Genomic DNA, 19,233 nt, shown 5'->3' on the forward strand with positions numbered 1-19,233 from the left:
GGGGAGAAATAGATGTCTACAAGCAAAAAATTATTTTTAACTATGTTTTTTAATGTTATCAGTTTAATCTTTATAATTTTAGTATCATTTTTTATTGCTAAAAAAAATATTGAAATTTTAATCAATAAAGATTTAGAAAGCTTAGGTTTATCAGTATTTAACTTAAGCTCTTTTTATGCAAAAAGCAATCCTAAGGGATACGAAGAAAAAGAGTTTAAAGATGCAATAAAAGATATTAAAATTGGAAAAAGTGGTTATATATATTTTGTTGATGAATCTGGAAACATAATAATTCATCCAACAATAGAGGGTAAGAATCTTGCTTCTTTAGATTTTATACAAAAGATTATCTCAAGCAATGATAAAAGTGGAATAATTGAATACTACACCGATGTAACAGATCAAGATAAAATAATATACTATAAATATATTCCTGAATGGAAAATGTGGGTTGTTCCAGGAATAAATAAAGAAGATTATGTAAAAGATATATATGTTGAATTCTTCTACAAAATTGTTCTTCTAGGAGTATTAATAATTATTTTACAACTAATCATTTTTTACCTAATTACAAAAGGAATAACAAAGAGAATAAAAGAGTTTTCTTCTCATTTTAGTGAATTTTTAAGTTTCATTACATATAAACAAAATAGAATTGAAAAGAAAAAACTTGAAGGTAATTGTGAATTTTCAGTAATGACAAAAGATATAAATAATGCAATTGATGAGTTTGATGATAAATTCAAACATGATATGAGAGTAATAGGAGAGAGTGTTTTAACTTTTGATAAACTTAAAAAAGGTATTTTCAAATGTAGAGTAAACTCAAATAGCTCAAATCCTATGATAAATACTTTAAAAAACACAATAAATGATGCATTAGATGATTTAGAAAATTATATGAGAGAGATAGAAAAAACTCTTACATCTTACACTAGCAATGACTATAAAGGTAGAATTGATATTAATAATAAAATTGCAAATCCATCAAGACTTTTAAAAGTTATTCAAAGTGTAAACTCTTTGGGTGATACTTTGGCAAGTCAAGCAAAAAATAGTTTGGAAAATGGTAGTTCTTTGGAGACTAATTCTAAAACTTTGAAAAGCTCTATTGAAAATCTTACTTCAAAAATTACAAAACAGATTGAAAGTCTTGAAGAGACAACTTTGGCTGTAGAAAAAATATCTGAAATAACAAATAACAACTCAAAAAACACTACTTCTATGTCAAATTTAGCAGAAATAGTAAAACAAGCTGTTGAAGATGGTTATAAACTATCAAACAAAACAACTCAATCTATGGATGATATAAATGAAAAAGTTATAGCTATAAATGAAGCTATAACTATAATAGACCAAATAGCATTTCAGACAAATATTCTTAGCCTAAATGCAGCTGTAGAAGCTGCAACCGCTGGTGAGGCAGGAAAAGGATTTGCTGTTGTTGCAGGAGAGGTTAGAAACCTTGCAAACAAAAGTGCAGAAGCAGCAAATGATATAAAAAAGCTTGTAGAAATAGCAAATCAAAAAGCCCATGAAGGGAAAAATATATCAAATGAGATGCAAAATGGATACAAAGATCTTCATACACATATTACTCAAACTTTACAAATTATCAAAAATGTAAGCGATGCAGCAAATGAGCAGATGGTTGGAATAAATCAAGTAAGCCAAACAATAGTAAGCTTAGATCAAATCTCAAAAGATAATCAAAAAGAGACGAATTTAATAAATGATATTTCAAATGTAGTATCATCTATGGCTATAGAAGTTTTAGAAGATGCAAAAAATAAAAAGTTTTAAAATATAAAAATATAGGGACATTTATATATGAATGAAAAAGAGACAATTTTAGATGATTATGCTTTTTTGGTTAGTGAAACCGATGAAAAAGGTATTATAAGATTTGCAAATAGAGATTTCTGTAATATAGCTGAATACTCCTTGGAAGAATTAATAGGAAACCCTCATAATGTTGTAAGACATAAAGATATGCCAAAAATTGCTTTTAAAGATTTGTGGGAAACTGTTAAAAAAGGTGAGATTTGGACGGGATATGTAAAAAATGCAACAAAAAATGGTGGATATTACTGGGTTTTTGCAACTGTTTATCCTTTTTCATCTTGTGATGGAACAAATGGATACTTATCTTGTAGAAGAAAAGCATCAAAAGATGAGATTGAAAAAATATCAAAACTATATGAAGTTTGGATAAATGAAGAGAAAAAATAAAAAATTAATTCTCTTAAACTTTTGTTGATTAAAAAATTAACGCTATAATGCAACAAAAATTTAGGAATATCTATGTCTGAACTTATTAATTGTCCAACTTGTAATAATAAAATTTTATCAAGAATGGGTACAATTTGCCCAAATTGTAATTATACAGTTGGTTATTTTAATGGAGAGAAAAGAAGAAAAGGGTATGGAAGACTTTTTGCTCTTACTATGTTTTCACCATTTTTATCATTTTTTACACTTGTTTTTGCTCAAATTAATTTTTATAGTTTTATTTTAGCAATTCTTTTATCAATCTTTTTGGCAATTAAATCTTGTCCTATAAATTTCAAGGCTGTTTTTGCTACAAATTTTGAAAGACTGTTTTTTTGGAATATTTGGATTTTTTCAAATATTTTTTTAACTGTAATTATTTTTAATATTATCTCAAAAAGTATATAAGAAGAAATCTATTTTTTGGATTTCTTCTTATTTTTCCACTCTTTTTCAAACTTTTGTCGTTTTGTAAAAGATAGATTCTCTATAAAAACATGTCCATCTAAATGCTCCATTTCATGTTGCCAAGCAACAGCTAAAAAATCTTCACATTCCATAGTTTGTTTTTCTCCGAATCTATTAAAATACTCTACAACAATATGTTTTGCTCTTGTAATATCTTCATAAAAACCTGGTAAACTAAGACATCCTTCTTGATATACTAGTTCTCCATCTTTGTGAGTAATTTTTGGATTTATTGCTTCTATTAGATCTTTTTTATCTTGAATATCATCTTCATTTACAGCATTTATAATTAAAACATTTAGTGGCACTGCTATTTGAATGGCTGCTAGACCTACTCCAGAAGCCTCTATCATAGTTTCATACATATCATCCAAAAGAGTGTGAAGTTCGCTATTAAACTCCTCAACATCTTTTGATTTTGTTCGAAGTAATTTGTTTGGATATGTAATAATCTCTCTAACCATGGTTCTTCTTATTTATGTTTTTCAATAACTTCATCTATAAGACCATATTTGCAAGCTTCAGCTGCACTCATAAAGTTATCTCTATCAGTATCTTTTTCAATAGTTTTTGCATCTTGTCCAGTTTGAGATGCCAAAATACTATTTAAAGTATCTTTTAATCTTTGAATCTCTTTTGCTTGAATTTGAATATCTGTTGCTTGACCTCTAGCACCGCCTAAAGGTTGATGAATCATAATTCTAGAGTTTGGAAGAGAATATCTCTTACCTTTTGTACCTGAACTAAGTAAAAAAGCACCCATTGATGCAGCTTGACCAATACAAATAGTACAAACATCTGGTTTTATATAGTTCATAGTATCAAAAATTGACATCCCTGAAGTTACAACTCCACCTGGAGAGTTTATATACAAATAGATATCTTTTTCAGGATCTTCAGCTTCTAAAAATAGAAGTTGAGCCACCACAGTTGAAGCAACTGCATCGTTGATTTCACCACTTAACATGATAATTCTATCTTTTAAAAGTCTTGAATAAATATCGTAACTTCTCTCTCCTCGACCTGTTTTTTCAACTACATATGGTATATAACTCATTTTCTATCCTAAAATTATTTTTCTAATTTCTCATCAAATAGTTTAGAGATAACTTTCTCTTCAATAATTGACATTTTAATTGCAGGTAAATATCCAGCTTCTTGGTATTGCTTAATAACATTTTGCGGATTTTGACCCATTTGAAGTGCTTCAAAATATAAAAGTTGAGTAACTTCTTGATCATTAACTTCAATACTCTCAGCTTTTGCTAAAGCATCAATAATAAATGTAGCTTTTACAGAGTTTGTAGCATCTGCTTTTAACTCTTCTTTAATCTCTTCTACTTTAGAAGGATTCTCTTTTAATTCATTTATTTCAGCTTCGCTCATAGATCTTATTTTACCATTTAGTGCAAAATTAATCTCTTGTTCAACTACAGTTTTTGGTAAAGCAAAATTGATTTTTTCAACTAATGTATCCAAAAATGTTGGTTTTAGTTCTTCTCTATAATAAGTTGCTTTTTCATTTGCTACCATTTGTTCTTTTATTTTTTCTCTTAAAGTATCAATAGTTGCATCTTTTTCATTTGGAAGCATTTGTTTTGCAAATTCATCATTTAATTCACCAGCTTTTCTCTCTTGAATTTCATGTAAAGTTACTTTAAATACAGCATCTTTTCCAGCTAAATCTTTTGCTTGATAATCTTTTGGGAATTGAACAGTAATATCTTTTTGCTCTTCATATTTCATACCAATAACTTGCTCTTCAAATCCTGGAATAAATGAACCTGAACCTATTTGAAGTGGGTATTTTTCAGCTTTTCCACCTTCAAATGCTACACCATCAACAAAACCTTCAAAATCAATCACAGCAAAATCACCATCTTTTGCAGCTCTTTTTCTAGTAATTTTTTCTAATGGTGCTGATTGACTTGCAATTTCAGTAAGTCTAGCATCGATTTTTTCAATTCCAACTTCAATAGCTTTTACTTTTGGAACTAAAGATTTATAGTCACCTAAATTAATTTGTGGTTTACAAGCTACTGAAATCTCTAACTCAACACTTCCATTATCTTTTTTCTCAAATTTAGAGATACTAGGCTCTCCTATTAAATCTTCATTTTTAACATCAAGTTGCTTTAAACCTTCATCTAAAACTTTTCTAATAGCTTCACCTTGTGCATCTTCAAGTAGTTTATCTGCATATCTTTGTTTTACAACTGCAACAGGAACTTTTCCTTTTCTAAACCCTTGAACATTCATAGTTTTTGCAGCCTGAGCAGCTACTTTATCTAAGTTTTTTTCTATTAACTCTTTTGAAATTGTTGCTTTAATCTCAACATTTGCTTCATCAACTCTATTTGCTTTAAATTCCATCAAATTTACTCCGAATTTTAATTTTAGCAAATATTTTATCTAATTTTTAATAAGGATTTTCTTTAAGTAAGTATTTTGTTTTAAAACAAAAGATTAATAATCTTTTGTTTTTCTCATTTGAAGTAACTCTCTTTGAACAGAGATGTTTATATCTTCATTTGCTTCAAAATTTAATGAGTAGTTTCTACCATCATAATCAACAGAATTTAAAATTATTTTCAAAGCTTCAAAACGAGCAAGCTGTTTATCATCACTTCGTATTATATGCCAAGGTGCACTTCTAGAAGTTGTTCTTCTTAACATCTCATATTTTTTCTCACTAAACTCATCCCACAAATCTTGAGCTTGCATATCAACTTCAGAAAACTTCCACTGTCGAAGTGGATCTTGTATTCTTCTATCAAATCTTCTTTTTTGCTCCTCTTTTGAAACTGAAAAATATAATTTGATTAAAATCATACCTTGCCGTACTAAATCTTGCTCAAAATTTACAATATCTTCCATAAAAATTTCATGCTCTTCAGGTGTACAAAATCCAAAAATTGGCTCAACCATAGCACGATTATACCAAGATCTATCAAACAAAACTATCTCTCCACCTGTTGGGAAATGCTCAATATATCTTTGTAAAAACCACTGATTTCTTTGTGTTTCTGTTGGTTTACCAAGAGCTACAACTCTATAATGCTTGTTATTCATATATCTTGTAATTCTTCTTATTGCACCACCTTTTCCAGAAGCATCTCTTCCTTCAAAGATAATAATCATTCTTTTATTCTCTTTTTCTAACCAATTTTGAAGCTTTATTAATTCAATCTGATATGGTTTTAAAGATTGCAAATCATATATTTTTTGAATACCTTCAGTTAAATCTTCATGTTTAAGTTTTTTATAATCACCAACAATAGATTTTAAATAAGTATTTTCTTCTTTTAGTTTTTTTAACTCATCAACATCAATATTACTACTTTTAGAAGTTACTTTATAAATTATCTTTTTATCATCTTTGATTTCAATCTCATTTGAGTTTTTATATATAGAAGATTTAAATTTTTCGATTAAACTAATTGCCTTACTTAATGTAATTTTATCTCTTTTTTCATAACCCAAAACTTTAACATATCTTTTTTTGTCGTACTGAAATCTAGCAATATATTTTTTTCCAAAAATTGGATGCTCATCTTTTGAAATATATAATCCACTATGAGTTGTTATGTCAAAGTCATTTAAATTCATTTTGTACTCCTCATTTTCTCGCTTCCTTCTTGCATATTTTCTATTTCAACTGCACCATTAATTAAAATCTTTCTATCAATTTTAAATATTGACTCATCTTTTGATTTTCTTCCATAATCTATACCATTTAAAAGATGTCTAATACAATTTATTCTAGCTTTTTTCTTATTATCACTCTTAACAACAGTCCAAGGAGCTATTGGAGTATGAGAGGCCATAAGCATTGAAAACTTTGCATTTGTATACTTATCCCAAACTTTTTGAGCCTCTTTATCTATCGGAGATAACTTATATTGTTTTAAAGGATCATCTTCTCTTTTTTTAAATCTTCTCTCTTGCTCTTTTTTAGATACAGAAAAATAATATTTAAATAATATAACACCAGTTTCTACAAGCATCTTTTCAAACTCTGGAACATCTCTTAAAAATTGCTCATGTTGTTCTTTTGTACAAAAGCCCATAACAGGCTCAACTCCAGCCCTATTATACCAACTTCTATCAAATATAACTATCTCACCTGCACTAGGAAAATGACTTACATATCTTTGAAAGTACCATTGAGTTTTTTCTTGTTCATTTGGTTTTTCCAATGCAACAATCCTAGCACCCCTTGGATTTAGATGTTCAGTAATTCTCTTTATAGTTCCACCTTTACCAGCTGCATCTCTTCCTTCAAAAATAATCAAAACTTTCAAACCCTTCTCTTTTACATGATTTTGAAGTTTCAAAAGTTCAATTTGAAGTAATGTAAGTCTTTTTTGATACTCTAAAGTCTCTTTTTTAACCCAAATTTGAACTTTTTGTTCACCATCTTCCTCTTTTTCATTTAGCTCTTTTCTAGGTCTATTTTTATTAACACCATGAGAAATTTCCTCTTGTGTATCTATCTCTGAATTATCATCTTCAAAAGCGTGTCTTACTAAACTTCTATCATGTCCCATATACTATCCTTATGTAATTTTTATCAAGATAATTTTGATTTATAATCATTATAACAAAAGTTTTTTATAACTTTAAAAGAATTATCCTTATTTTTTATAATAATTGATGGTAATTTTATACCATTAAAAGTTGTTGTTTTTACCATTGTATAATGAATCATATCTTCTAAAATGATTCTATCTCCTACTTTTAAAGGTTCATCAAAAGAGTAATCTCCAATAATATCACCAGCTAAACAAGTATTTCCACCTAATCTATATGTATATTTTTTCTCAAATGCTACTGCACTATTTCTTATCATAGCACGATACGGCATTGCAAGAGTATCAGGCATATGAGCTTCTGCACTAGTATCAAGAATTGCTAAATCCATTCCATTATTAACGATATCAAGTACAGTCGCCACAAGGTAACCAGTTTGCCAACCAACAGCTTCACCAGGTTCCATATAAACTTCAAGATGAGGATATCTTTCTTTAAAATCTTTTAAAAGTTTAATCAATCCTTCTACATCATAATCAGCTCTTGTAATATGATGTCCACCACCAAAATTTACCCATTTTAATTTAGAAAAATATTGAGAGAAATTTTTTTCAAAATTTGCTAAAGCACCTTCAAGAGCATCTACATTTTGTTCACAAAGTGCGTGAAAATGAAAACCCTCTAAATATTGTAGTTGTGATTCATCAAAATTTCCTTTTGTAATACCAAGTCTTGAATTTGGAGCACACGGATTATATAAATCAACCTCAACACTTGAATATTCAGGATTTAATCTAACTCCCAAAGATACTTTTTTAAAAGCTTTATCTTTATATCTTTTTAGTTGATTAAATGAGTTAAAAACTAGATGATTTGAGATAGATATAATCTCATCAATCTCTTCATCTTTAAATGCTGGACTATAAGTATGAACTTCTCCCCCAAACTCCTCTTTTGCTAAAAGTGCTTCATGAAGACCAGAAGCACAACAACCTTTAAGGTATTTTTTACATAAATCAAAAGTTGAATACATAGCAAAACCTTTTAGAGCTAAAAGAATTTTAACTCCAGTTTCATCTTGAACTCTTTTTAAAAGTTTTAAGTTATTTTCTAAAAGTTCCTCTTCACAAACATATGCTGGACTTGGAAGTCTTTCAAAGCTTTCAACTATTTCATAATTCTTATTCATAACTATTTCACATCAAGTTCTAAAATTTTCCAAGGAAGACCTTGAGTCATTAACTCATCCATAAATGGTTTTGCATCAAACTCTTCTATATTAAATACTCCTGTATTTTTCCAAATACCTTTATAAAGTAATTTTGAACCAATCATTGCTGGAACTCCTGTTGTATAGCTAACAGCTTGTGCTCCAGTTTCTTTATAACACTCTTGATGGTCACAAACATTGTAGATATAAACTTTTCTTGGTTTTCCATCTTTAAGCCCTTCAATAATACAACCAATATTTGTTTGCCCAACTGTTCTTGGTCCTAAAGATGCAGGATCTGGTAAAAGTGTAGTTAAAAACTCTATTGGAGTAATCATAACGCCTTTGTGATTAACAGGCTCAATTCCTAACATTCCAACGTTTTGTAAACAATTCATATGTTGAATATAAGAGTCTCCAAAAGTCATAAAAAATCTAATTCTTTTTAATCCATTAATATTTTTAGCTAAAGATTCTAACTCTTCGTGATAAAGTAGATATGAAGCCTTTACTCCAATTTCTGGATAATCATGGTCAACTCTTATTTCAAGAGGTTTTGTTTCAATCCATTGACCATTTTCCCAATATCTTCCATTCGCACTTACTTCTCGCAAGTTTATTTCTGGATTAAAGTTTGTTGCAAATTTATATCCATGGTCACCTGCATTACAATCCATAATATCTATATAATTAATCTCATCAAAAAGATTTTGTTGAGCATAAGCACAAAATACCCCTGTAACACCTGGGTCAAATCCTGAACCTAAAAGTGCCATAATTCCAGCTTCTTTAAATTGAGCATCTCTTTCCCATTGAAGTTTATACTCAAATTTAGCCTCATCAGGATGTTCATAATTTGCAGTATCTACATAATCAACTTTACATTTTGTACAAGCATCCATAATCGTTAAATCTTGATAAGGCAATGCTACATTTAACACTAGCTTTGGATTCACTTTTTCAATTAATTTTACTAATTCATCAACACTATCAGCATCAACTTGTGCAGTATCAATTTTAACACCTTGATTTTTTAAAATATACTCTGCTATAGAATCACATTTACTAATAGTTCTTGAGGCCAATGTAATTTTTTCAAAAGTATCAATATTCATTGCACATTTTACAGTTGCAACTTGACTAACTCCACCTGCACCTATTATTAAAATTCCTTTTTTATTCATTTTTAAAACTCCGATATTATTATTTTATATCTAGATTATACAATTTTTAAATAAAAGAATTGATGAAATAAATTAAATATTATATTTAGCAACAATTTGATTACAATTAACATAGTTTTAATAATTCCTTATGTAAACTTCCTTTTTAAGTTATGGGGATGACTTGGTATCGATTAGAGCAGTGAGTATAAGTTGCATGTCGGCCTGAACATGCCGTTACGCGGTTCATTTTTTTTAGACGCAAATAATACAAATTACGCTCCAGCTTACGCAAAAGCTGCGTAAGTTTAACAACTTACTGACTCGCCTTCGGGCTTGAGTCTTTGGAGACTGGCACTACAGATTCTATCTATGTAGGTAAATGCTGGTTCACAATAGATAGATTATCTTTGGGGAGTTGATTGAAACTCAAAGAGAAATTCCAAATCTTAGCTTTATGATTGCCTGGGGAGTTGAGCTGTTGTAAAGTGAAATTATTCAACTCTGCTAAGCATGTAGACGCTTATATGATCTGTTTTAAGACTGCGGTTCGATCCCGCACATCTCCACCAATAATTATAAATTTGATTTCATAACATTAAAATATTAAATTTCTCCTCTTAAATATGAATAAAAAATACCTAAATACTCATGAAATGCTAACTCGACTTTTTTTATATTTGTTCCACTAAAATATGAGGATGGATATGTGCTTGTAAAGTATTTATGATTTGTTGGACTTTCTATAATATCTAAACCCTCTTTTTTAAATAACATTGATGCTCTTTTCATATGACTTGCAGTTGTTACAAGAATTAGCTTTTCACTTTCTACTATTTTTTTACTCTCTATAGCCTCTTCTTTTGTATCTTTTGGAGTATCAAGTGTAATAATATCTGCTTCATTTACACCTAAAGCTATAGCCAATCTTTTTTGCATTTGGGCGTGAGAGTTTGGGTCATCAAAACTATATCCACTAACTATAAGTTTCGTATTTTCTTGATTATTCTTTAGATTTTTGTAATGTCTTATACCTTCTATTAATCTATTTATAGCTGTAGTATTTAACTCAGATGTAATAGCAAAGTTTTCATTTGTTTTATGACCATTTCCCAAAACTAAAATGTACTCTATATCTTTTGGTGTATGTTTTAAAGATTGATGAGCATTTTCCAAAGGTTGAATTATAATATTTGATATAGTTTGATTTGATATTAATGCAAACCACAAAAAACTTAAAAATAAAAATATTTTTGCTTTTTTATAAGAATTTTTTAGCAAAAAAATCAAAGATAAGACTAATAAAAAAAGTCCTATTGGCACAGGCATTAAAAAAGCTGCGATAATTTTTTTTAATACAAACATCTATTCTCCTATTATTGCTGATGTATATCCAACAACTCTTGTTTTATCATTTGAAATATCAGCACTTGTACAATAATGCAAAAGTTTTGTTTGAAGATTATTCTTAATTGAATATTCAATAATAGCTTCTAATCCAACTTTACCACAAGCCTCACAATCTTCAAAAGCTTTTAAATCTTTATTTATTATTGCATTTAAACAAATTAAATCTAGTTTAATAGCATCTTGTTGTGAATAAAAATGGCTTAAATCAGTGCTTATAACCAAAAGAGTATCTTTAGATTTTAAAATATAATCAAAAACTTTTTCCAAATTCAAATAATCAATATCCCCATAAACAATCTCTGCAAAATCAATATTTCCAAAATAGTATTTTATAAAAGGAGCTTGAACTTCTGTTGAGTGTTCAAAGCTACACTCATCTTCAAAACTCAAAAAGTCAAATTTATTTAATAACTCTTTGGAATATTCTAAATCTATTTTTAGATTTCCAAAAGGAGTTTCATATTCATTATAAAAACAAACACTAGCTCCTCTAAACCAAATTTTATGTGAAGGTCCTACAACAACAACTCTTTTATAATTATTTAAACTAGCCATTTTGTAAGATTTATTTGCCGTAAATCCACTATAAATATATCCAGCATGAGGAACAATAATGGCATTTATACTTTTAAAACTATTTTTATCATCTTTTATTTTATTAAATTTTTCAAAATACTCTAATAACTCTTTTTTATTATCTGGATAAAAGCTACCACTTACAACAGATTTTCTTATGCTCATTTTACTTTTTCTACCTCATATTTATATACTTTTGGTTTAAAATTATCATCTATTTCAAATCCACCTTTATAACATAAATGGGCAAAAAAATCATCAAATTTTGGTAACATATCCCAAACTTGTGGCAAAAAAGTACTTCTTTTTCCATCTTGCTCAATAATAACTCCATCTATATATGGTCTTATTTTTGATTTTAAATCTTCAAAATCTTTATACTCTACTAGAATAGGAGGTGTTAAAATAGATATTTCAATCTCTATTTTCTTAAATTCTTCAAGACTTAACTCTAAAAATCTTGGATCCTCAAAAGCTGCCATATATGAGTTATTTATTAAATCATCAAACAAAGTTCTATTTGCTTCTAAACTTCCTATACAACCTCTTAACTCTTTATTTAAAGTGAGAGTTACAAAGCTTGCCCTCTTTTCATTTAAAAAGTTATTATTTTTTAAAAACTCATTTTTATCAATATTTACTTTATTATTAAATTTTCTCTCAATTGATTTTTTTGCTATATTTATTAATATATCTTTATCCATTGTTATCTCCTATTTTTTTATAAAGCACTTGTAATTTTAGTATAAATATGATTGATTATAATCAATATAGCAATATTTTTTCTCGTATATAATGCATTTAGATAAAAATATTTGAAGTAATAGGAGTAGAAAATGTTAGGTGAAGTAGTTAGGAACAGACCTGAAATTGCCTTGGATGATTTTTTACCTATATTTTTATCATCGTCTTTAGTACTTGTTTTTGGTGCTTTATTTGTAGGTATTTATACTTTAGTAAAAATGGGTTATTTAAAAAAGTTTTATATGCCACTTGCATATCTTTTTTGGATACTTCAAGCTTACTGTATGTATTTTATGGCTACAAGGCTTCAAGTAGGAGATTTTGTTGGGAAAGTTTTATTTATCACTATGATAGCTTATCTTACTTTACCTCATCTTTATTACTATTTGAACAGCAAAGCAGAAGAAGAGTATGAAAATTAATAAAAAAGGGGGAAGGTAGCAATGTCTAAAAAAGTGTCTGTATGGACAGATAATCGTTTTTGGCAAAGATCAGCTGCTTGGGTTACTGGTGTAGCTGCCATGTTACTAATTTGGCTAACTTTTGACAGTATGAGTCAAATTAAAATGGGTTCACAAGATGATCTTAGTAGTGGAATAACAAAAAGAGTTCCATCTCCAACTGTTATAAATTATAAGGTTTCTTATGAATTTAGCGAAAAAAGAGGTCATGAAGTACCTGTAATTGGAGAAAAAGAGAAATTCTTTGGAAGAGATGATTACAGCGAGGAAGAAGCTATGGCTTTATTAAACTTGGGTAAATTAGCTTCTCAAACTAAAAACTGTATGAATTGTCATACTTTACTTGGAAATGGTGCATATTATGCTCCTGATTTAACTAAAGCTTGGCTTGACCCTATGTGGGATTCATATATACTTAGAATGGGTAAAGCTTCAAAAGAAGAGGCTATAGCTGAATTTTTACAACATCCATCTGATAATCCATCAAATGAGAGAATGATGCCAAATCTTGGTATTACAGCAGATGAAGCAAAAGGTTTAGTGGCATTTTTAAAACATATGTCATCAATAGATACAAATGGTTTCCCTAGAAACTTTGGGAAAATCGAAGGAGGAATTCATGGTAGATAATATGAAATCTCAATCTAAACAATTAGGAAAAATGTATTTTACAGTTGCAGCAATACTTTTTGGTGCACAAATACTATTTGGTCTAATTGCTGGGACTCAGTTTGTATATAGTGGATTTTTATTTGAACTATTGGATTTCAATGTTGCTAGAATGGTACATATAAATGCTTTAGTTGTTTGGCTTTTGTATGCAATGATTGGTTCTGTTTACTATTTACTTCCTGATGAAACAAAAATAGAAACTGTTGGAATTGGTTTAGGAAAATTAGGATTTTATGTATTAACTTTAGCTGTTACAGTTGTAGTTTTAGTATATATTCTAATACAAGTAGGACCTGCAAATGAGATGTCTATTTGGCTAATTCACGAAGGAAGAGAGTATATTGAAGCTCCTAGATGGGCTGATATTGGTATAGTTGTTGTTGTTTTAATCTTTTTAGCAAATGTTTATTTAACTGCAATAAAAGGTGAAAGAACAGGAATTATTACAGTTTTAATGGCTGATTTACTTGCTCTTGCTGGATTATATCTAGCTGGAATGTTTTATACAAATAATATTTCAATTGATCAATACTGGTGGTGGTGGGTTATTCACCTTTGGGTTGAAGCTACTTGGGAAGTATTTGTTGCATCTGTTATTGGTTGGGCATTAATTAAAATAATTGGTGCAAATAGACAAATTGTTGAAATGTGGTTATGGATTGAAGTATCAATGCTATTTGGTTCTGGAATTTTGGGAATCGGTCATCACTATTTCTGGATTGGAACACCTGAATACTGGTGGGAAATTGGAGCACTTTTCTCTGCACTTGAACCTGTACCTTTAGTTGCAATGTTCGTACACGTAATGTACGATTGGGGTAAAGAGCAAGGATTACAAAAAGCTCAACATGGAAAAGCTCAAATGAACAATACACCAGCTTTTTTATGGTTTTGTGCAAGTGCGTTTGGTAACTTTTTAGGTGCTGGTATTTGGGGATTCTTTCACACATTACCACAAATGAATATTTACACTCACGGTACACAATTTACATCAGCTCACGGTCACTTAGCTTTCTTTGGAGCATTTGCAATGGCAATGATTGCAATGTTTTATATGGGAGTTCAAGGGAATAAAAAAGAGTTAAAAATGACAAGTCTTACAAAATGGGGATTTGCTTTAATAACTATTGGAGTTGTTGGAATGACAGTAGCTTTAACTATTGCTGGATATGGTCAAGTTATGATTGAAAGAGCACAGTTTGGTGCGACTTGGGAAGCATATTTTATTGGTCAAAGCAGTGTTTGGTTTAAACAAGCTATGGGTTGGAGATTAGCTATGGGTCTTGTTACATTTGTAGGTTTCTTATTTTTAGTAATTGATTTACTAACAATAAAAAATGCAAAAATAAATCAAGAATCATAAAAGGAGGTAATTATGTTTACAGAATTTACAGATATTGTTCCAAGTTTTTTTGGATGGTTAAATCAAGGTCCTATGACTTTGACACTATTTTTACACGGTGCAATAGTTCTTCCAATGTATTTTATATACAAACAAGAGAAGAAAAGACTAGAGAGTGAAAATAAAGGCAAGTAAAGTTTTATAGTGGTAAAGCACTATAAAACTTACTAAACTATTGTTTGGTTGTATATCTATTTTATTAAAAGGGAGAAAAAGATGAAATTAACAAAAGTTTTAAGTATGGTAGCAGTTGCTAGCTTGGGTTTAACAAGTGTTTCTATGGCTGAAGAGATAAAATTAACTGAAGAGCAGATGAAAGATGCCAATCAAGTATATTTTGATAGATGTGCTGGTTGTCATGGAATGCTAAGAAAAGGAGCTTTAGGTCCTACACTTGAAGCAAAAGAGATGAAAACTAGAGGTACTGAGTATCTAAAAACAATAATTCATGAAGGAACTCCTGGTGGAATGCCAGATTGGGGAAAATCTGGTGAATTAACATCTGCTCAAACTGAATTAATGGCAAAATATATTCAAGTAGAGGCTCAAACTCCACCTGAAAAATCTATTGCTGATATGAGAAAATCTCATAAAGTTTTAGTTCCTGTAAAAGACAGACCAACAAAACCAGAAGCTGGTGCTGAAAACTGGAAAGATTATTTCTCAGTAATCTTAAGAGATGTTGGACAAATTGCTATTATTGATGGAAAAACAAAGGAGATTAAATCTGTTGTTCCATCTGGTTTTGCAACACACATTACAAGAACAAGTGCATCTGGAAGATATATGTATGTTATTGGTAGAGATGGAAAAGCATCTATGATTGATATGTGGATGAAAGAACCTAAAAATGTTGCAGAAATTCAAGTATGTAACGATGCTAGAGCAATTGATACATCAAAACATAAAGATTATCTTGATAAATATGCCGTTGTTGGTTGTTATTGGCCACCATCAATTGTTACTTTAGAAGCTGATACACTTGATCCATTAAAAATTGTTTCAACTGCAAGTTATACTTATGATACAAATGAGTACTTAAGAGAAGCTAGAGTTGCTGCAATTATTGCATCTCACGATAAACCAGAGTGGATTATTAACATTAAAGAGACAGGTCAAGTTTGGTTATATGACTACTCAAATGTTAAAAATCCAAAAGTTACAATGGTTGAAGCTGAAAGATTCTTACACGATGGTGGTTGGGATTTATCAAAAAGATATTTCATGACAGCTGCGAATGCTAGAGATATGATCTCTGTTATTGATACAAAAGATGGTAAATTAGTTGCTAATATTCCATCTCAAGGAAATAAACCACATCCAGGACGTGGTGCAAATGTTGATCATCCAACTTATGGTCCACTATGGGCATCTGGACATATTGGTTCAAATGATATAATATTTATTGGAACAGACCCTGTAAAACATCCAAAAAATGCTTGGAAAGTTGTGAAAAAAATTCAACTACCAGGTGAAGGTGGAGGAAACTTGTTTGTAAAAGGACATCCTAATTCACCATATATCTTTGCTGATAGACCTGTTCATCCTGATAGAAAGATACAAACATCATTTTATGTAATTGATAAAAACAAACTTGAAGTTGTAAAAACTATACAAATACCTGAAAAATATCTTCCTTCTGTAAAAGTTGGAGATAAAACAATTGAGTCAAGAGGACCTGTTCATTTTGAATTCAATGCAGATGGTAGTGAGGTTTGGACAAGTATTTGGGGTAACAAAGAGGTTGCAACTGCTATTTTAGTTTATGATTCAAAAACATTAGAACTAAAAAAAGTAATTGAAGACCCTAGACTTAAAACACCTACTGGTAAGTTTAATGTTACAAATACTATGAAAGATGTTTACTAAAAAAACAGTATCAAGCCCTAGCGCTTGATACTGTTATATCTATTTTCTTTGGGGGCTTCTATGAAATTTTTATCAAACATATCAAAAGTATCAATTTTTACAATCTTTTTTTTAAGCAATGTTTTCGCACAAATCGATGGAGCTACAGCACATATGACTGAAGCATTACCTAAAAAAGAGATAGGAAAAGAGTTGTATAATCAATATTGTGCAACTTGTCATCATGAAAAAAGAGTTGGAATAGATGGTCCACCACTTCTTCCAAATAATCTAAAAAAGTATGATGAAAAAGATTTGGCTTCAAAAATAAAAGATGGTTTTCCACAAACTTTAATGCCAAAGTATGATTTTTTATCTTTATACGAATTACATCAAATAGCAAGATATATAAAATCTCCTATTGATGGAATTTTTTCTTGGGATTTAAGTGATATAAATAAATCTGTAACATCATTTAAAGACCCTATCAATCGATTAAATATAAAAGACAAAGAGCAAATTTTACCAGTAGTTGAAAGAGATGGAAACAAAACTTGGATTATGGAAGATACAAGAGTTTTGAGTAAATTTCCACTAAACAATATTCACGGTGGAATAAAATTTACTATGGATGCAAAAAATATTTATGTTCCAACAAGAGATGGTTGGATACAAAACTATTCACTTGAAACTGGTCAAAGGATGAATAAAACAAGAGCTTGTATAAACCTAAGAAACATATCTTTAAGTCGTGATGAGCAAAACTTATTTGCAACATGTCTTTTACCAGAACAATTAGTTGTGATGAATCCAAAAACTATGGAAGCAAAAGATATTTTAAAAATAGATGGGAAAATATCTGCTTTATATGAATTATATAGTAAAGATGAGGCTATTTTTACTTTTAGAGATAAGCCATTAATTGGTAGATTAAATACAAAAACAAATGAAATAAAATATATAGATATTAAAGAACCTATTGAAGATTTTTTTATAGATCCTTTTGATGATTTTTTAATAGGAACTGCAAGAGGTGGAGATGTTTTAAGAGTTTATAGCTTAAAAGATAATAGTGTAGTTTTTGAACATGAAATGAAAGGTATGCCACATCTTTTTTCTGCAACATATTGGTATAAAGATGGAAATTTCTATTTTGCAACTCCACATATAAAAAAATCTTACATAACTATTTGGAAAATGTATGATTGGGAATTTGTAAAAGAAGTAGATATTAAAGGAGATGGTTTTTTTGTAAAAACACATCCAAATACACCATATTTATGGGCTGATAATGGAAGCGATAAATTAGTTTTAATAGATAAAAATGATTATAGTTTAAAAACAATAACTCCAAGAGAGGGAAAAAAATATATTCATACAGAGTATAGTGGAGATGGAAAATATGCATATTTGAGTATTTATGAATCAAATGGTGAGATAATAGTAATTGATACAAATAGTTTTAAAGAATTAGCAAGTTATGATGCAAATGTACCTGTTGGAAAATATAACTTTATAAATAAAAATAGAGAGTTTTATCCAAGACTTTTTGGAATAGATATTTTTAAACAAAACTGTAACTCAAAGTTACCTTGCGATAGTTCAAACTTTAATTATTATGAAAATAAAAGTTTTGAAGATTTTAAAAAAACTATTAAATAAGGAAAAATATGAAAAAATTTATAACAGCCTCAATATTTCTAGCTATAAGTTTAAATGCTCAAACTTTAGCAACAGTAAATAATCAAGAGATAAAAGTTGAAGATGTAAACAACTTTTTAAAATCAACAGACCAAGATATGGATTATAATAAACTAGACAATAAAGCAAAAAATCTAACTCTTCATCAAACAATAGAAAAAACTCTTTTAATTCAAGAGGCACAAAAAGAAAATCTTGATAAAACAAAAGAGTTTAAAGAAGCTATTGAGGAGTTTAAAAACTCTTTATTAGTAGAATTTTTTATGAAAAATGAGTTTTCAAAGATAGAAATATCAAAAAATGAAGTTGAAAACTACTATAACTCAAACTTACATGAATTTCAGCAAGATAAAAAATTGAAAGCTAGACATATTTTAGTTGAAAATATTAAAACAGCTTCGGATATTATAAAAGAGATTGAAAAGTCAAAAAACAAAGAGCTTACATTTGTAGAACTAGCTAGTAAAAACTCTATTGATGGTTCAAGGCATAGTGGTGGAGAGTTAGGTTGGTTTTCTAAAGGTGATATGATAGATGAGTTTTGGGATGCAACTTTGAAGTTAAAACCTAAAGAATTTACAAAAGAGCCTGTAAAATCGATGTTTGGTTACCATATCATATTTTTAGATGAAATTCAAGAGCCTTTAACAATTAAATTAGACCAAGTTTATAGTAACATTGAAAATCAAATAAGAATGGATAAATTTCAATCTTTAATTGATGAGAGAATTAAAAATATAAAAAAAGATGCAAATATTATAATTAAATAAATTT

Annotated in this window: 20 protein-coding genes and 1 other RNA gene; 11 read left to right on the top strand and 10 right to left on the bottom strand. The window is 29.1% G+C overall.

What is annotated here, in order from left to right; genetic code table 11:
• Positions 1–12 precede the first annotated feature (12 nt).
• The 3 genes from ACRYA_RS07115 (at position 13) to ACRYA_RS07125 (ending at position 2,679) form a co-directional block, all read left to right on the top strand.
• Positions 13–1,803, top strand: coding sequence for a methyl-accepting chemotaxis protein (locus ACRYA_RS07115; protein WP_105918008.1), 1,791 nt, complete (start codon positions 13–15; stop codon positions 1,801–1,803).
• Between the two features lie 27 nt (positions 1,804–1,830).
• A complete protein-coding gene (locus ACRYA_RS07120) occupies positions 1,831–2,232 on the top strand; it encodes a PAS domain-containing protein (RefSeq protein ID WP_105918007.1) in 402 nt (133 codons plus the stop codon).
• 72 nt (positions 2,233–2,304) lie between these two features.
• Complete coding sequence (locus tag ACRYA_RS07125) at positions 2,305–2,679, top strand: hypothetical protein (RefSeq protein ID WP_105918006.1); 375 nt, start codon at positions 2,305–2,307, stop codon at positions 2,677–2,679.
• 8 nt (positions 2,680–2,687) lie between these two features.
• On the opposite strand, the gene def is transcribed toward ACRYA_RS07125, so the two are convergent.
• The 7 genes from def to ACRYA_RS07160 all read right to left on the bottom strand — a co-directional run bounded on the left by def (position 2,688) and on the right by ACRYA_RS07160 (position 9,666).
• Complete coding sequence (gene def, locus ACRYA_RS07130) at positions 2,688–3,203, bottom strand: peptide deformylase (RefSeq protein ID WP_105918005.1); 516 nt, start codon at positions 3,201–3,203, stop codon at positions 2,688–2,690.
• Positions 3,204–3,211: 8 nt separating this feature from the next.
• Positions 3,212–3,796: an ATP-dependent Clp endopeptidase proteolytic subunit ClpP gene (gene clpP, locus ACRYA_RS07135; protein ID WP_105918004.1), complete on the bottom strand. Its 585-nt coding sequence runs from the start codon at positions 3,794–3,796 to the stop codon at positions 3,212–3,214.
• Between the two features lie 14 nt (positions 3,797–3,810).
• Complete coding sequence (gene tig, locus ACRYA_RS07140) at positions 3,811–5,112, bottom strand: trigger factor (RefSeq protein WP_105918003.1); 1,302 nt, start codon at positions 5,110–5,112, stop codon at positions 3,811–3,813.
• A gap of 93 nt (positions 5,113–5,205) precedes the next feature.
• The gene (gene ppk2, locus ACRYA_RS07145; protein ID WP_105918002.1) at positions 5,206–6,348 is read right to left on the bottom strand and encodes a polyphosphate kinase 2; all 1,143 of its coding nucleotides are present in this window, start codon (positions 6,346–6,348) and stop codon (positions 5,206–5,208) included.
• Complete coding sequence (gene ppk2, locus ACRYA_RS07150) at positions 6,345–7,289, bottom strand: polyphosphate kinase 2 (protein ID WP_105918001.1); 945 nt, start codon at positions 7,287–7,289, stop codon at positions 6,345–6,347. The genes ppk2 (ACRYA_RS07145) and ppk2 (ACRYA_RS07150) overlap by 4 nt, the downstream gene beginning before the upstream one ends.
• Positions 7,290–7,312: 23 nt before the next feature.
• On the bottom strand, positions 7,313–8,461 hold the full coding sequence (gene nspC, locus ACRYA_RS07155) for a carboxynorspermidine decarboxylase (RefSeq protein WP_105918000.1): 1,149 nt from the start codon (positions 8,459–8,461) through the stop codon (positions 7,313–7,315).
• A 2-nt stretch (positions 8,462–8,463) separates the two neighbouring features.
• Positions 8,464–9,666: a saccharopine dehydrogenase family protein gene (locus tag ACRYA_RS07160; protein ID WP_105917999.1), complete on the bottom strand. Its 1,203-nt coding sequence runs from the start codon at positions 9,664–9,666 to the stop codon at positions 8,464–8,466.
• 154 nt (positions 9,667–9,820) lie between these two features.
• On the opposite strand from ACRYA_RS07160, the gene ssrA reads away from it, so the two are divergent.
• Positions 9,821–10,217: a transfer-messenger RNA gene (ssrA, locus tag ACRYA_RS07165) on the top strand.
• Between the two features lie 34 nt (positions 10,218–10,251).
• Here ssrA and ACRYA_RS07170 read toward each other — a convergent pair.
• From ACRYA_RS07170 to amrA, 3 genes are read right to left on the bottom strand one after another with little or no spacing between them, the layout of a single operon-like run.
• On the bottom strand, positions 10,252–11,010 hold the full coding sequence (locus ACRYA_RS07170) for a YdcF family protein (RefSeq protein WP_105917998.1): 759 nt from the start codon (positions 11,008–11,010) through the stop codon (positions 10,252–10,254).
• Positions 11,011–11,796: an AmmeMemoRadiSam system protein B gene (gene amrB / locus ACRYA_RS07175; RefSeq protein ID WP_105917997.1), complete on the bottom strand. Its 786-nt coding sequence runs from the start codon at positions 11,794–11,796 to the stop codon at positions 11,011–11,013.
• Positions 11,793–12,335: an AmmeMemoRadiSam system protein A gene (gene amrA / locus ACRYA_RS07180; RefSeq protein WP_105917996.1), complete on the bottom strand. Its 543-nt coding sequence runs from the start codon at positions 12,333–12,335 to the stop codon at positions 11,793–11,795. The genes amrB and amrA overlap by 4 nt, the downstream gene beginning before the upstream one ends.
• Before the next feature lie 132 nt (positions 12,336–12,467).
• Between amrA and ACRYA_RS07185 the strand changes: the two genes are divergently transcribed.
• The 7 genes from ACRYA_RS07185 (at position 12,468) to ACRYA_RS07210 (ending at position 19,229) form a co-directional block, all read left to right on the top strand.
• Positions 12,468–12,797: a hypothetical protein gene (locus ACRYA_RS07185; RefSeq protein ID WP_105917995.1), complete on the top strand. Its 330-nt coding sequence runs from the start codon at positions 12,468–12,470 to the stop codon at positions 12,795–12,797.
• 21 nt (positions 12,798–12,818) lie between these two features.
• Positions 12,819–13,466 (top strand): c-type cytochrome, encoded by a 648-nt coding sequence (locus ACRYA_RS07190; protein WP_105917994.1) that lies wholly within the window; start codon positions 12,819–12,821, stop codon positions 13,464–13,466.
• Positions 13,456–14,871, top strand: coding sequence for a cbb3-type cytochrome c oxidase subunit I (locus ACRYA_RS07195; RefSeq protein WP_105917993.1), 1,416 nt, complete (start codon positions 13,456–13,458; stop codon positions 14,869–14,871). The genes ACRYA_RS07190 and ACRYA_RS07195 overlap by 11 nt, the downstream gene beginning before the upstream one ends.
• Positions 14,872–14,883: 12 nt before the next feature.
• Entirely contained in the window at positions 14,884–15,045 is a 162-nt protein-coding gene (locus ACRYA_RS10765) for a hypothetical protein (RefSeq protein WP_164071313.1), read from the top strand.
• 81 nt (positions 15,046–15,126) lie between these two features.
• A complete protein-coding gene (locus tag ACRYA_RS07200; RefSeq protein WP_105917992.1) occupies positions 15,127–16,779 on the top strand; it encodes a nitrite reductase in 1,653 nt (550 codons plus the stop codon).
• A 60-nt stretch (positions 16,780–16,839) separates the two neighbouring features.
• Complete coding sequence (locus tag ACRYA_RS07205; RefSeq protein ID WP_105917991.1) at positions 16,840–18,420, top strand: nitrite reductase; 1,581 nt, start codon at positions 16,840–16,842, stop codon at positions 18,418–18,420.
• Between the two features lie 8 nt (positions 18,421–18,428).
• The gene (locus ACRYA_RS07210) at positions 18,429–19,229 is read left to right on the top strand and encodes a peptidylprolyl isomerase (RefSeq protein ID WP_105917990.1); all 801 of its coding nucleotides are present in this window, start codon (positions 18,429–18,431) and stop codon (positions 19,227–19,229) included.
• The last annotated feature ends 4 nt before the right edge of the window (positions 19,230–19,233 follow it).

The sequence above is a fragment of the Aliarcobacter cryaerophilus ATCC 43158 genome (assembly GCF_003660105.1).
Classification (GTDB): domain Bacteria; phylum Campylobacterota; class Campylobacteria; order Campylobacterales; family Arcobacteraceae; genus Aliarcobacter; species Aliarcobacter cryaerophilus.

Coding starts and splice junctions, on each gene's coding strand:
- ppk2 (WP_105918001.1), bottom strand. CDS start 7,289: ATGGGACATGATAGAAGTTTAGTAAGACACGCTTTTGAAGATGATAAT.
- def (WP_105918005.1), bottom strand. CDS start 3,203: ATGGTTAGAGAGATTATTACATATCCAAACAAATTACTTCGAACAAAA.
- ACRYA_RS07200 (WP_105917992.1), top strand. CDS start 15,127: ATGAAATTAACAAAAGTTTTAAGTATGGTAGCAGTTGCTAGCTTGGGT.
- amrA (WP_105917996.1), bottom strand. CDS start 12,335: ATGGATAAAGATATATTAATAAATATAGCAAAAAAATCAATTGAGAGA.
- ACRYA_RS07185 (WP_105917995.1), top strand. CDS start 12,468: ATGTTAGGTGAAGTAGTTAGGAACAGACCTGAAATTGCCTTGGATGAT.
- ACRYA_RS07190 (WP_105917994.1), top strand. CDS start 12,819: ATGTCTAAAAAAGTGTCTGTATGGACAGATAATCGTTTTTGGCAAAGA.
- amrB (WP_105917997.1), bottom strand. CDS start 11,796: ATGAGCATAAGAAAATCTGTTGTAAGTGGTAGCTTTTATCCAGATAAT.
- ACRYA_RS07195 (WP_105917993.1), top strand. CDS start 13,456: ATGGTAGATAATATGAAATCTCAATCTAAACAATTAGGAAAAATGTAT.
- ACRYA_RS07125 (WP_105918006.1), top strand. CDS start 2,305: ATGTCTGAACTTATTAATTGTCCAACTTGTAATAATAAAATTTTATCA.
- ACRYA_RS07205 (WP_105917991.1), top strand. CDS start 16,840: ATGAAATTTTTATCAAACATATCAAAAGTATCAATTTTTACAATCTTT.
- ACRYA_RS07210 (WP_105917990.1), top strand. CDS start 18,429: ATGAAAAAATTTATAACAGCCTCAATATTTCTAGCTATAAGTTTAAAT.
- ACRYA_RS10765 (WP_164071313.1), top strand. CDS start 14,884: ATGTTTACAGAATTTACAGATATTGTTCCAAGTTTTTTTGGATGGTTA.
- nspC (WP_105918000.1), bottom strand. CDS start 8,461: ATGAATAAGAATTATGAAATAGTTGAAAGCTTTGAAAGACTTCCAAGT.
- ACRYA_RS07120 (WP_105918007.1), top strand. CDS start 1,831: ATGAATGAAAAAGAGACAATTTTAGATGATTATGCTTTTTTGGTTAGT.
- ACRYA_RS07160 (WP_105917999.1), bottom strand. CDS start 9,666: ATGAATAAAAAAGGAATTTTAATAATAGGTGCAGGTGGAGTTAGTCAA.
- ppk2 (WP_105918002.1), bottom strand. CDS start 6,348: ATGAATTTAAATGACTTTGACATAACAACTCATAGTGGATTATATATT.
- ACRYA_RS07115 (WP_105918008.1), top strand. CDS start 13: ATGTCTACAAGCAAAAAATTATTTTTAACTATGTTTTTTAATGTTATC.
- ACRYA_RS07170 (WP_105917998.1), bottom strand. CDS start 11,010: ATGTTTGTATTAAAAAAAATTATCGCAGCTTTTTTAATGCCTGTGCCA.
- tig (WP_105918003.1), bottom strand. CDS start 5,112: ATGGAATTTAAAGCAAATAGAGTTGATGAAGCAAATGTTGAGATTAAA.
- clpP (WP_105918004.1), bottom strand. CDS start 3,796: ATGAGTTATATACCATATGTAGTTGAAAAAACAGGTCGAGGAGAGAGA.